At 33.9% G+C, this 12994-nt stretch carries 12 protein-coding genes and 1 tRNA gene; 8 read left to right on the top strand and 5 right to left on the bottom strand.

The genetic code is table 11. The features are described from left to right. Positions 1-239: 239 nt before the first annotated feature. The 7 genes from NSA01_RS09185 to NSA01_RS09215 all read left to right on the top strand — a co-directional run bounded on the left by NSA01_RS09185 (position 240) and on the right by NSA01_RS09215 (position 5797). Positions 240-854 carry a hypothetical protein gene (locus NSA01_RS09185; RefSeq protein ID WP_257481171.1) on the top strand — a complete coding sequence of 205 codons (615 nt, stop codon included), beginning with the start codon at positions 240-242 and terminating at the stop codon, positions 852-854. Between the two features lie 130 nt (positions 855-984). Continuing rightward, positions 985-1818: a hypothetical protein gene (locus NSA01_RS09190; RefSeq protein ID WP_257481172.1), complete on the top strand. Its 834-nt coding sequence runs from the start codon at positions 985-987 to the stop codon at positions 1816-1818. Positions 1819-2528: 710 nt separating this feature from the next. Next, the gene (locus NSA01_RS09195) at positions 2529-4091 is read left to right on the top strand and encodes an Ig-like domain-containing protein (protein WP_257481173.1); all 1563 of its coding nucleotides are present in this window, start codon (positions 2529-2531) and stop codon (positions 4089-4091) included. 95 nt (positions 4092-4186) lie between these two features. Continuing rightward, a tRNA-Lys gene (locus tag NSA01_RS09200) sits at positions 4187-4262 on the top strand. A 267-nt stretch (positions 4263-4529) separates the two neighbouring features. Further along, positions 4530-4838, top strand: coding sequence for a GIY-YIG nuclease family protein (locus tag NSA01_RS09205; protein ID WP_257481174.1), 309 nt, complete (start codon positions 4530-4532; stop codon positions 4836-4838). Between the two features lie 236 nt (positions 4839-5074). Further along, positions 5075-5560, top strand: coding sequence for a hypothetical protein (locus NSA01_RS09210; protein ID WP_257481175.1), 486 nt, complete (start codon positions 5075-5077; stop codon positions 5558-5560). Positions 5561-5626: 66 nt separating this feature from the next. Beyond that, positions 5627-5797: a hypothetical protein gene (locus NSA01_RS09215; RefSeq protein ID WP_007048987.1), complete on the top strand. Its 171-nt coding sequence runs from the start codon at positions 5627-5629 to the stop codon at positions 5795-5797. 413 nt (positions 5798-6210) lie between these two features. Here NSA01_RS09215 and NSA01_RS09220 read toward each other — a convergent pair whose 3' ends face one another. Beyond that, a complete protein-coding gene (locus NSA01_RS09220; protein WP_257481176.1) occupies positions 6211-6816 on the bottom strand; it encodes a 3'-5' exonuclease in 606 nt (201 codons plus the stop codon). 895 nt (positions 6817-7711) lie between these two features. Between NSA01_RS09220 and NSA01_RS09225 the strand changes: the two genes are divergently transcribed. Further along, positions 7712-8845, top strand: a complete 1134-nt coding sequence (locus tag NSA01_RS09225; protein ID WP_257481177.1) for a hypothetical protein — start codon at positions 7712-7714, stop codon at positions 8843-8845. A 60-nt stretch (positions 8846-8905) separates the two neighbouring features. Here the strand turns inward: NSA01_RS09225 and NSA01_RS09230 are convergent, their stop codons facing one another. The 4 genes from NSA01_RS09230 to NSA01_RS09245 all read right to left on the bottom strand — a co-directional run bounded on the left by NSA01_RS09230 (position 8906) and on the right by NSA01_RS09245 (position 12599). After that, positions 8906-10552, bottom strand: coding sequence for a nucleoside kinase (locus NSA01_RS09230; protein WP_257481178.1), 1647 nt, complete (start codon positions 10550-10552; stop codon positions 8906-8908). Further along, a complete protein-coding gene (locus tag NSA01_RS09235) occupies positions 10545-11090 on the bottom strand; it encodes a Holliday junction resolvase RecU (RefSeq protein WP_257481179.1) in 546 nt (181 codons plus the stop codon). Before NSA01_RS09235 ends, NSA01_RS09230 begins: the two co-directional genes overlap by 8 nt. A gap of 74 nt (positions 11091-11164) precedes the next feature. Continuing rightward, complete coding sequence (locus NSA01_RS09240; RefSeq protein ID WP_257481180.1) at positions 11165-12085, bottom strand: hypothetical protein; 921 nt, start codon at positions 12083-12085, stop codon at positions 11165-11167. Between the two features lie 262 nt (positions 12086-12347). Further along, entirely contained in the window at positions 12348-12599 is a 252-nt protein-coding gene (locus NSA01_RS09245) for a hypothetical protein (protein ID WP_257481181.1), read from the bottom strand. Positions 12600-12994: the final 395 nt, after the last annotated feature.

Here is a 12994-nt window from a genome sequence, read left to right on the forward strand (position 1 = left end):
CACGGCAAATGAGTGGAGCCCTTTATCTAATCTTTGGGCGAGCAAAGATTAGTGGGTTGTAGGGCAACGCCCTACAGAGTAATTTAAGGGACGGAGTCCCTTATAAAAGCCTTCGGTCTTTCCAGAATAAATTTATTCTATATTTTATGACATAAAAATTGCTGTTCATTAATTAATTTTAATTTTTGATATTTTTATATTGTAATATATTTTATAAATAAATGTTCTAAGGAGAAATTATGAAAAAATTCATTACAGTAATATTGTCTGTTTGCATGCTGATGTCGCTTTTCGGCTGCGGCAGGCTGAGTGCGGAAGAGAGTTTGCGCGAAAAGCTCGATATAATCTGCGTTAAAGATGAAGATAGGGTACTGGAAAAGTATATAAACGGGGCTGATATAGATGAAGAATATAAAGATTTTTTAAGCGGTAAGACATTCCTGTTTAAAAATGAAGAGATGAAATCTTATATGTTCAACGTCTTTAAAAATATGGACTATAAAATAAATTCCGTTAACAAATACAAAAAAATAGTTGCGGTAAACGTGACTTTTTCCGTTCTGGATCTGACCAAAGCATATGAGAGTGCAGTGAAAGATACCGTCAAGTGGTACAAAAAAAATCCCAAAGCGGACAATGAAGAAATAGCTATGAAAATAATGACTATGGTGACTGAAAATATAGGTATATATGCAAAAGAAAATAAAAACAAGATCAATAAAAATACTGTCGTACTGATGCAAAAAAAAGACGGAGAATGGGAAATAATCAATATGGATGCGGTCATTAATGATATTTTTGATTTTGAAGAGGATATGAGAAAAATCAATAATAATATACCAAACTATTTTTGATTTATTTCATATAAGTAAACAATAAGTGTATTTTAAAAAAGTATCGGATTAGATGTCATCCGATAAATCCCATATTTCAGCTGATCGAATGCTAAATAAATATAGTATAAATGTTAGGAGAATGATTATCATGAGTTTTGGAGAAATAATAAAAAGAGCCGGTAAGCTTATAAAACTTAACGGACTGAAAATGTTTTTATATATGGTCCTTGTCGGGCTTATATCCTTGTGTATAAGTACATCCGGCAGTTTATTGATGTCAAATATACCTCAGGCGGGAATTTTACTTTTTCCTGTGACTATGTACATCTCGACTGTACTAACGCTCGGGCTTTATAAAATATTCATAAAGTCTGATGAAGAAGAGGAATATTCTGTTTCTGATTTGTTTTCATTCCTCAAAAAACCTAAAGAATGTCTTAGGGTATGGCTGTTCCAAATGATTTACGGAGTTTCTGTTTTTTTGATATTCTTTATTTTGTTTTTTATCTTATGCGGGAGCAGTTTTATTTCATTATATAATATAGGTGCATATTCGTATTACAACAATGCATATCTTAATTCAGTGATGATGTCGACGATATCAAAGATGATTTTGACTATTATTATTACGATGCTGTTTTCTGCCGCTTTTGGGATATTCCCAACCATGGCTTGTGCGATGGCAGGAAAAGATAATGATTTTTTAAATGAAAATTTCACTTCAAATGTATTCAGCTGGGGTTTCAAGAATATGAAGTATTATATCGGATTATGCTTGATTTTCTTCCTTATGATTACCGGGATTGGTATGAGTATATTTGCCGTTTTAATGTTTTTGGGGTTATTGATGAAGGATATGTCTCTTCTTCTGGGTATCTTCCTCATAACGTTGTTGATATTTTTTATGGCGGTTATCATATATATTTCGATATTTTATAATCTCTGTTTAACCGTTTTATTCAACTGTATATTTAATAAATAATTAAAACCTGAGGGTAATGGTGTTATATATAAAGACGCGTACCAAATAAGTGTTATGGATAATATTGATAACGATAGTGATAAGACAAATTAAGCCGTCGTAGACCAGTTTACTTTTAATTAAGTATAATAAATATAATTCATCAAAATAAACCCCATAATGAACATATGAGGTTTATAAAATTAATGTACATTCACAAAAGAGAGGGATACGGATATTATATAGGTATAAATATCGGTTGAAATGCGGTAAAAATAAAAAAATTTCGAAGAAATATTTATTGTCTTGATTTTTAATAAAAAATATAAAAAAATCTAAGAATATATTTGATAGAAATAAAATCAAAAATAGACCTGATATCATAAAAAAATCGACATTGTCAAAATCTTTGAAGGACTTTTTATAAAAGAGGTTCAAAGGGGCAGGGGATTTTTATTATATTTCCCGTCTGATATTTATATGATTTAAAGCATAAGATTTAAGTAAAGAAAAAAACATATAATAAAATAGTATAAAATCCGACAAAATTTTACAAAAAACACCCCCTGATTTTATAAAAAACGGGGGGTAAAATTTGACAAGGATATCAAAATTTTATATAATGGCAAAACATATCTTTAAAAGATTAAGAAAAAATTAAGAATTCCATGCGGGATTTTTAAGAATTTTAAGAGGGAAATTTTTATTAAGCGAACTGAGGGGTTTTAATAATGAGAATTGTAAATTTGAAAAAACAATGTATTTGCATGCTGATAACTATGACTTTATGCCTAAGCTTTATTTGTAGTGCAAATAACACAATCCTGGCCGCCGAGAAGCAGGATAAGTCTTTTATAATGGTCTCGGAGAATGAAGCAACAATCAAACATAACGAAAATGATAGGGAAGTCGACACGGATAAAGGTAGAGAGGATAAAAACTCTAAAACCGATAAAAGTGCGCTTCCTATTTTAGTGTCTTCCATAAAAGTAGACGATACTTCAAAAAGCGTTTACGAAGGGGAAAGCTTCAAACTTGACCTTAGCGTAAGTCCGAAGAGTGCCGAGAGTTTGGATGTGATAAAATGGAGCAGTTCCGACAGTAAAGTCGCAGCAGTAGACCAAAACGGAAAGGTGAGTGCTAAGAATATCAATACCAAAGATATGATAAAAAAGGGTATCACATACAGAGATGCTGTGATAACCGCAGAAAGCAAAAACGGAGTAAAGGCGAGCTGTAAGGTAAGAGTAAAAGTCAAGCTTAAAGGTATAGAGCTTAAACCAAGTATAAAACAGTACAGCAAAGACCATGTAGTGCTTCAGACAAATAAAAACAAGTCGACTGCATTGAAGGTATCTTTTTCTCCAAGCAACGCATATAACAAGGGTTATAAATTAAATTATTCAAAGAAAAGTTTTTCTGTAAAGAAGACCGGAACTAACACTTACAAGGTAACTGCGAAGAGTACAAAGAAACCATATTCCACATATTTCAGCGTTTCTTCGGCTCAAAGCGGCAAAATAAGCGATAAAAAGAAGGTAAGTGCGTATAAAGTCGCAACTTCCATAAAAGTTTCAAATAAAAAGCGTATAAAAGCTTCTGTAAGGAAGCATAATATAAACGTCGGAAGGACGCTTTCTCTTAAGGCGAGCTCTTATCCAAAGAGTGCAAACAACAAATCCGTAACGTGGAAGAGTTCCAATCCCAAAATTGCCACAGTAAATTCAAAAGGTGTGGTAAAGGGAAAGAAAAAGGGGACCGTTAAGATAACCGCTTACGCGAAGTACAATAAGAGTGCAAAGAAGACTTTTACGGTAAAAGTACACACTCCCGTCAAGATGTCCTGGCCCGTAGGTAAAAGTGCGGGAAAGAAGAGATATAACGTTGAAAGTCTCTACGGCGGAAGCAGAGGGCATAAAGGCGTGGATATAATCGTAGGTGTAAAGAGTATATATCCCGCGGCAAAGGGAAAGATAGTCAAAGTCGCAAGGAACGGCGGCTGGGGAAAATATATAGTTATAAAACATCCCGGCGGCGGAAAGACTTTATACTCTCATATGAGCAAATTTTCCAAAAATGCCAAGGTGGGAAAGAAAGTTTCCACTAAAACTTATCTCGGAAAATCCGGCAGGACAGGAAGAGCCACATGTTCACATCTTCATTTCGAGATAATGAACAAGAAAGGCAAGACCTTCAGCGCAATAAAGAAAGCTTCAGGCAAAGACAATCACAACGCACCTTTTAAGAAAAAAGGGAGTAAATATGTATACGATCCGGATTTCATTTGGCAGTAAGAAAAAGAGTGAAAAAAATTAAAAAAAAATGAAAAAAGGTATTGACATAATTTGGTTGTTTTAGTATACTAATTAAGCTGTCAGAGACAGTGAATGACCCAGTAGCTCAGTTGGCAGAGCACTTGACTTTTAATCAAGGTGTCCGGAGTTCGAATCTCCGCTGGGTCACCATGTATGAAATTATACGTCTTTCGTTAGAAAGACGTTTTTTTATGCTAAAAGCATAAAAAATGAACGAAGTGAATAATTTCATATGAGTAAAAAATCCGAAGGATTGTTTTAGAATGGTTGTTTGTCGATTATGAAAATTTAATAATTTATATATCTTATTGAATTTAATTTTAATTTTGTCATTAAATTATTTACGACATAATAATCCCCATTTACACCACCAAAAAAACATGCTAATATATCCTAAACCGCAAAAAGGGAGAAACGATGTACTACATATATATGCTCAGATGTGAGGACAATTCAATATACACGGGGATAACCACAGATATAGAGAAGAGGATGAACGAACATTTTACAAGGAATGAAAAGTGTGCAAAGTATACTATGACTCACCATGCAAAGAAGCTTGAGAGGTATTTTACCGCTGAAAACAGGAAGAGTGCGTCTAAACTCGAGTATCATATAAAAAGGCTTAAAAAAGCGGATAAGGAATCGCTTATAAAGGAGCCGAAGATGATAGGGGCGCTGTTAGGGGATAAGGTGGATGAAGGGGATTATAGTGTAGGGGAATAAATATTTTTGTTATATTAATTTCGCAAGTTTTATGACTTGAATGATTTTAAACACTTATTATATTATATGTAAACTTTATAACCCATATTTGTTTAATATGATAAAATCTCTTATATAATATTTTAAATTTTACAGATATATCCTATTTTTTCCTATTAAAAAAAGAAAAACCAAATAATTGAATAATCTTTTTAAAAAGACAAAAAATAACACTAATTAAATGCGGGAGTGTTGTTTTGGAAGAAATATTTTTAAAATTAAAGGGAAAACACATAAAGATTTATTCTTTTACGGACAGGAGTATTTCTCTTGGGGATATACTTGAAAAATGCGGCGGGGAAGTCATAGAGGAAAGCGGGAACGTTTATAAAAGCGTTGTTTTTCTCGATAAGATAAACAGAAAAGACAAGATTTTTAATCTTAAGAAGGCTCTTAATTATTCCGACCTTATATTGATAAACTCGTCGAGAAATATGGGCATAGACCAAATGAACATCGAATCCATAAGCTACGGCATAGACGAAAAGTCGACTATCACTCTTTCAAGTATCAGCGATATCGAGGACGAAGAGCCCATAATCTGCATACAAAGGAGTTTTAATTCTCTCTTTGGGAATGAATATGAGCCTATGGAAATAAAGGTGGATAACGTGTTTGGAATAAAGGACCTTGAAACATATGTCGGAGTTATGTCGATTAAGATAGTATTAGAACTTGATTAAATGTTTGAGTTTTTATTTTTCATGTTGTATAATTAATAGTATAAAGTTGTAAGAGAGGACGAACGTATGGAAAATAACAATACAAGTAAAATTATTTTAGCATCTATAGTGGGTTCTGTAATGATAGTGGGAGCCCTTGGAACATATTTGTATGCTAAGGATAGAATTAACAAAAAGAAACTTGGCGGAAAACTTATTAAGGTGGATTATAATTATTCAAAGGAATTTGATGATTAGTATATCCTAAAACGAACATATAGGGATATATCCCTTAAACTTAAAAGACCCCGGGAGGAAACTCCAAGGGCTTTTTTTGTATAAAACTTTACTTTATTCATATCAAAGACTTTTATTTGTTTTCCAAATAATATTTTTCATCGTGCAAATGCTGTAATGTTCCTTATTTGGAAAGGAATTTATTATATGTTTTTATAACTTGTTATTAAAATTAAGTATCGTCTATTTAGATACTTAATTTTTATGTATGGTCACATATTGTTTTAAATAAACAGTCATAACTTTTAAACTAAAAATAAAATCTTTATATAATTGTTGAAGCAGTTTCTTCAATGATTTATAAATGTCGTAAAATTAAATTCCATGTATGTGAAATTTGGGGTAGGGTGCGGGGAAAACCCCGCAGAATAAAACTATAGATTAAATATCATCTTATAAACACTCACATCTCCGTACTGAGCTATGATAGTTTCTCTGTACTTTTCAAAGCAGTAATGTGCGTCTATACAGTCCGAAACCGCTCTGTGCTGCTGGTCTACTTTTATTCCAAGTTTCTTCAGTACCGTTTCCAGCTTGTGGTTTTCAAATTCAGGGCTTAACTTTCTTGCTATTTTAAGCAGATCCACATAGTCGTTGCTTAGGTAAAAATCGCTGTGGCGTTCGTAGTTGTCATATAAAAAATTTATATCGAAGTTTACATTATGACCAAGGAGTATCTCCCCGTCGATAAATTCATTGAACTTAGGTATAACATCTTCTATTTCGGGAGCCCCTTCTATCATTACTTCGTCTATTCCCGTAAGCTTCCTTATTTCGGGGCTTATTATTTCTTTCTTCGGACTTACGAATGAAGAGAATTCATCGGTTATTTTTCTGCCTCGTACCTTTACCGCTCCGACTTCTATTATCTCGTTTTCGTCGGGATTAAGCCCGGTAGTTTCTATATCTATTACAGTGTAGTCTTCGGGGAAATCAAACATATCTTTACCCTTGTATTTTCTATATTTAAAATCCATCATGATCATCATCTCCTTCCTTGTGATATATCCTTAATTAAATTATAATCATTTTAATTTAAAAGTCGATACTTTGCGACAAAATACTACAAAATTAATGCTTGTTTATTCGTTTTCGTGTTTTAATTACTTTTTGATTTGTACCTTCTCATATGGTCGGTATACTTTAAATCATTGACTTGATTGAACTTAATTGATTAGAAAAATTTATGATTAAATAAAAATAGAAGCTTTTCAAAATCATAACAACAATATTTATTACTATATATCGTATATGTGTTTTAATTGAGACTTAGCTGAAAGCGGGAAAGTATATTTTTGTGGTTTAAATTTATAATTACACATTATAATGAATAATTTTATTTTTAATAGAACCGCTTTATATAAAATCTTTATAATATTGATTTCTTTTTGTTCCTAAAATCCATACTTTACATCATATCAAAGTGCCTATATCATATCGGGGCAGGGGCAGTATTATTTTTATATCATTGATGATGAATTGAAAAAGTATTTATTTTTTCAAAAGTGATGTAAATTTGTTATTTGTAAATATTTATTAAATAAAAAATCTTGTTGTGATTGATTCTATAATGTCCGCAATTATCAGCCTTTATATCAAATTTTATTTTTATTCTTTACCTTTCTAAAATTAATAATAAAAAGTATTTATATTGTTTTTTTATACTTTAAAAATATATCTTTATTTATGTTTGGGTTCATAGATTATTTATATGATTTTATTGTTAAGTATAGTAATTATCATATTTCGGTTTGCTTTTATATACATATGTCTCTTTATATAAATAATAAAAATCACGGATTTATCTTGTTTAAAATGATAACTCATACACAAAAAATAAATATTCCCCATAAGATAGTGTGGGAGGATAAATAAATGGATAGTTTTTATATTGAAGGAATAATATCTTTCTTGGAAATCCTGGTATTGGCTCTTATTTTTTCGAGTATAGTAATGTTTGCCACGGAATTTACCAAGAACATATTTAAAAAAATTAACATAAGTTCATGGATATTCGTTGTGATATCTTTGATTATAAGTGCGGTAGTCTGTATGGGGCTTATTAAGACCTTTATGGATGGTATACTTAGTACCGGTGAGGGGATATGGCTTACATTTCTTACTTGGCTTGGAAGCAACGGGATGTTTCGTTTCCTTGAAAATAACAATACCTTTCTCGGCAAACTGGTAAAAAGCTTCAGTTTATATTACTTGGAGGAAATTGAAAAGCAGGCAGGGATTTCATCAGGTCTGTCTGATGAGGATGATGAAGGCGTTGAAAATGGTCAAGAAGACAGTGAAGATGAAGTAAACTACGATGACGATAATGATACAGATAATGATTTAGATGAAACCGACGAAGGTGATGATGATACTGACATGATTGATAATGAATACGAAGCAGGGGACACCGATAAGTCAGAGGAAAATATAACAAATGAGCGGATAGGAGAGGCAAAGGATAATATAGAAGACATTGAAAGTGATATAGATGAAAATATCGGTGATGATCTTGCTTATGAAAGAAAGGCTCCCTTTGAAGTGGGAACTATCAACGATGAGGATTTTGTTTACGTATGCGAACTAAGGCGAAAGGAAGCAGAATACCCTACGGATACATCGGATATGTTTGTAAATGATAATGAAAATAATGATAGTAATGAACTCTACGATGCAGAGGGTAATGACGGCACACAAAATAATATTTTTGAAGGTTCAAATATAGATGATATTGCAGGTAATGAAATTATCGAAGGTGCAGGGCAAGAAGCAGACGTCATAAAAACTCCCGAAGATAAAATGATTGAGCTGATAATGAATGAAGTCAGTCAGAAGAGTGGTTTAAATGACGGGCACATTGAACCGAACGAAGAGATATTATCTCAGTTCAGTGTGACGTATGACGACGATATAATAAACGAAAACGCCCCCGTTCAAAAGGGCGACCTCGTCTTTAACCCGACGACTCAGGCGGAAGCTATGGAAAATAGGGATCTTAGGTATGAATAAAGGCATTAGGGGCGCTGCCCCTTATAACAGGGTTTTAAGGGCAGACAGCCCTTATTATCTTTATTCATAAAAACTTCCCCCGATGAATTCCTTTAAAATCGAAACTCCCGGGATATATTCTTCGTCTTCTATGGTCCTAAAGAAGGATAAAAAGTCGAGTAAGTGTCTTGCTTCGTAGTAATACTTTTCATCTCTTCCTATTTCCTGTAAAAGAGGATAAGCGTACTTTTTAAGGATAGGTATCTCGTATAGCAAAGTGGAATTTATTATATAATCCGCCTGCTCTCTGTACGGGATTATGTTTACTTTTTCTCCGCTTCTCACATCTTCCCACATGCTTATGGTGTCTATCGCTTTTTTGCTTCTTGCGTGAGTATCCCTTACTATCCTCCTCAGCATCCTTATTTTTGATGTGGTTATCCTGTTATACTGGTCTATTCCCATTACGGTAAAAGGACAGATGTAAATCTTGAATTTATCCTTATCGGGTACGGAAACAGTAAGCCTTTCGTTAAGTCCGTGTATACCTTCTATTATTATAGGATTGTTTTCACTCACTTTGATTTTTCTTCCAAACTTCTTTCTTGTTCCTGTATGGAAATCAAAGATAGGTATCTCCACTTCTTCTCCGTTTATTAGCTTTAAGAGATGTTCGTTGAACAATGAGACGTCAATGGCTTCCAAACATTCGTACATAGGCTTACCGTCTTCGTCCTTAGGAGTTATGTCTCTGTTTAGGAAATAATCATCGAGACCTATGGTAACGGGGCTTAGACCTCTTGCCATCAAATGAGTCTGAAGTCTTTTCGATGTGGTGGTTTTTCCCGAAGATGAAGGTCCTGCTATCAGGATTATCCTCTTTTTATCCTTTGAGGTGATAATCTTATCCGCAGCTTTTGCTATAAGGTATTCATGTCTGGCTTCGCTTGCCAGTATAAGCTCCTCTATTTCGTTGTTTTCGATTTTTTTATTGAGTGAGGCAATATTTGTCACTCCCACATCTTTTAGCCATTTATCGAACTCTTCATACTCTTCAAAGAGTTTCGGATTATCGAAAAATTCATGTACCTTATCCGGGTGAGTCTTGTCACATCCGAGAAGTATTGCTCCGTGATTGTATTTGATTATGTCGAAGACTTTTAAATACCCGGTGGAAGGAAGAAGGTCTCCGTAGAAATATCCGTAAGCCCCTCCAAGCTCGTATAAAGTGAGTATCCCGTCTCTCAGGCAGTCTACCAGCTCTTTGTTGGTAAGGAATATATTTTTGTCTATGGAAGCTTTCATGTCTTCTCTGGTAGCTTTGAGTTTATTTATATCATAATTTTCTTCTATTATCTTTTTCATCTCAGCCTTGAGCTTTTTTATATCTTCTTCGCTCAAGTCACTTTCGTCGGTGTATTCAAAAAAGATACCTCCGCCGAGAGAATATCCTATGGAGATCTCCCTGTCCTTAAAGACCTGCTTTGAGCTTACCGCAAGCAGGAACAGCAGGGTCTTTTCGTAAATCTTCTTTCCGAGAGATGAATTTATATAGACGAACTCAAAGTTGCAGTCCTTTTTAAATTCATAATTCAAACTCTCCACTACATTGTTGACAAGTCCTCCGACCACAAGCCTGTGATTTTCACTTAAGTGAACTATGTCTTCAATAGTTGTCCCTTCTTTAACTTCTATATTTTTTCTGCCGTCTAATATAAGCTTAATCATCTGCCTTCTCCTTCATCTCAAGATATGTACCTATCCCTTCCAAATAGTGGAGAGGATATTTTATGTCTGTAAAAATTTCCAAGTCCTTGTTGAATGCCTTATAGGGGATAGATTTCCTTCCTCCGCTTTGTGCATCGTTATAATACTTGATAAGAGTTTTCATATCTAAAATATAATATTCATCAAATTTACTAAAGTGAACCAATAAAAATGCGACACCGCCCTGCATATCGAATTTATCCATAAATTCTACCTGATGAGAGTGGATATTCGCTATGGGAAGGGATTTATGGGTCGTTTCCTTTGCGTCGAAGCAAACGGGTATGCCCTGGACATTTCCCATATAGTCTACCGTACTCTTTTCGTCAAAGTATGCGAGAGAAATCACACCTCTTTCATTATCAAGCTTTACCGGCTTGATAGAAGTGGGGATCTTCTGTACGACTGCAAGGTCGTCGTCAAAATATTCTTTGTTGGTTCTGTTTATCAAATCTTCAAAGTCGCTTCCTCTGAGCCCTCTGGTCTGCCAATATCCCATTTTTTCCTCTCCTTATATCTTTACCCTTATTATATTAAAATAAAAAGAAGTTTAAAACTTCTTTTTATCATTTTCTATTCTATTTTATCGTTATTTTTCCTTTTTACTCTAAGTTCTCTTCTTTTTTTCTTCATTTTCTTGTATTTCTTCTGCCTTAGGATATAAATCACTATCCCTGCGATTATTGCAAGAAGTATCGCTCCTCCAAGAAAATATCCGAAAACGGATTCCCCCTCGGTTTCGGTATTGGTCATTGCCGCAGAAGTATTTTCTTTTTGTGTTTCTTCTTTAGGCTGTTCTGTGTCTATGGTTTTTTCGTTGTTTTTCTCTGCTGCCAAAGCCTTTTTCTTCGATGCTATCTCCGCAGCGTCCGGAACGACAAGGTTTGTTATCTTATAACTGTCTTTTATTTTATTTATAGTATTTTTATAATTAGAAAGGCTCTTTAAGTAGCAGTCGAGCTGTAACACGTAAAGTCCCCCGTTGGTGACGGTCAGATAATAATACCCCGCACTCTTTGTGGATTTACCTTTATAATAGCATTTCCAAGCCGATATCCCGCTTAATTTTGACTTTGAAATCTCAAAAGAGTATTCGCTCTTCGCATCTCCCAGAATATTTTTAAAATACTTTGTGATATATTTTTTATCGTTCCATGTATCTTTTGTATACTGACTTTCGATATAGACTTCTTCTCTTAGGAGTTCATCTTTGGAAAGTTTTTTTTCGCTTAAGGTATCTTCGTATATGTCACCGTAGACAATTCTCGCCGTCAAATAAAAATCAACGGGGAATTCTCTTGCGTTTTCGCTCAGTTTTTCCATGTCTTTCTTCGCAGAAGAAGGAAGCTTCATGCTGACATGAAGCTTTTCGTTTGTGTAAGTTTTATATTTTTCTGCTCCCCAAATATAAGGCGATACGGCGCCTAAAACCATTAACATAGCAAGAATTACAACTATTATCCTCGCTATCAGCTGTCTCGTTTTTGGCTTCATAATATCCTCCCGTTATTGATATTATGACCTATATTATCATAATTTTTGTTTTTTGTAAAGGAATGACCGTCAAGTCTCACTGCCGCTTTTACCCCGTCATCCTTCAATAATTCATAAAACATAATAAATTTTTATTATTATATTTTCGTAAGAATTTTACCATAAAAGTTCGTTTGTTATCCTTTTTACCGTACATATTAAATAAACTCATAGAGTTCCTGCTGAAATTATATCCCTATAAAAGAAAGTAAAAAAATTTCCTTTATAACACCTCTTTTATACGTTCGTAAACATCGCTTACCTTTTCCATGAAAGTCATCAAACAGCTCCCGTCCTCATGGTCGTTTAGTACACCCAGTAAGTCTTCTGCTATCAAGTCCGCTGCTTCTTCGTTCTCTTCTTTCATATCGGAATAGTCCATATCCACAAGTACCCCGATGTCGGTCTTAAAATCATCGGTATCGCTTTCACCGTCCAAATAATCTTCGATGATTTCCAAAGCTTCGTCTATCATATCTTTACCTCGCCTATGTATTTTTAATGATTATATCATGACTTATTATTCTATACAACTAAATATATTAGGGGCATAGCTACTAAAACTCTTTCTGCAGGGCTCAGCCCTACGACCCGAAGTTCTGTAAGGCAGAGCCTTACAATCCGTCCTTTTTGTTTCTTTGGACAAAAAAAGGCAGGTTTTTTAAGGAACGGAGTTTCTTAGAACGGGTGGTAGTAGGGCAAAGTCCTTGAAAAAACACAATATTACAGATTATGATCATTATTATTTAGCTGGCTTTCGCATAGGAGTATTGATGATGAAAAATATTTTGGTAGAAGATGAATAAGTGATCCTTTTATAGTGTGGGATAGCGGGCGTTTCAAAAATCTCGGGCAGAGATTAAATAAGGA

The organism is Anaerofustis stercorihominis (assembly GCF_024623185.1).
In the GTDB taxonomy this organism is placed as follows: Bacteria; Bacillota; Clostridia; order Eubacteriales; family Anaerofustaceae; genus Anaerofustis.

Coding starts and splice junctions, on each gene's coding strand:
- NSA01_RS09185 (WP_257481171.1), top strand. CDS start 240: ATGAAAAAATTCATTACAGTAATATTGTCTGTTTGCATGCTGATGTCG.
- NSA01_RS09190 (WP_257481172.1), top strand. CDS start 985: ATGAGTTTTGGAGAAATAATAAAAAGAGCCGGTAAGCTTATAAAACTT.
- NSA01_RS09195 (WP_257481173.1), top strand. CDS start 2,529: ATGAGAATTGTAAATTTGAAAAAACAATGTATTTGCATGCTGATAACT.
- NSA01_RS09205 (WP_257481174.1), top strand. CDS start 4,530: ATGTACTACATATATATGCTCAGATGTGAGGACAATTCAATATACACG.
- NSA01_RS09215 (WP_007048987.1), top strand. CDS start 5,627: ATGGAAAATAACAATACAAGTAAAATTATTTTAGCATCTATAGTGGGT.
- NSA01_RS09220 (WP_257481176.1), bottom strand. CDS start 6,816: ATGATGGATTTTAAATATAGAAAATACAAGGGTAAAGATATGTTTGAT.
- NSA01_RS09225 (WP_257481177.1), top strand. CDS start 7,712: ATGGATAGTTTTTATATTGAAGGAATAATATCTTTCTTGGAAATCCTG.
- NSA01_RS09230 (WP_257481178.1), bottom strand. CDS start 10,552: ATGATTAAGCTTATATTAGACGGCAGAAAAAATATAGAAGTTAAAGAA.
- NSA01_RS09235 (WP_257481179.1), bottom strand. CDS start 11,090: ATGGGATATTGGCAGACCAGAGGGCTCAGAGGAAGCGACTTTGAAGAT.
- NSA01_RS09240 (WP_257481180.1), bottom strand. CDS start 12,085: ATGAAGCCAAAAACGAGACAGCTGATAGCGAGGATAATAGTTGTAATT.
- NSA01_RS09245 (WP_257481181.1), bottom strand. CDS start 12,599: ATGATAGACGAAGCTTTGGAAATCATCGAAGATTATTTGGACGGTGAA.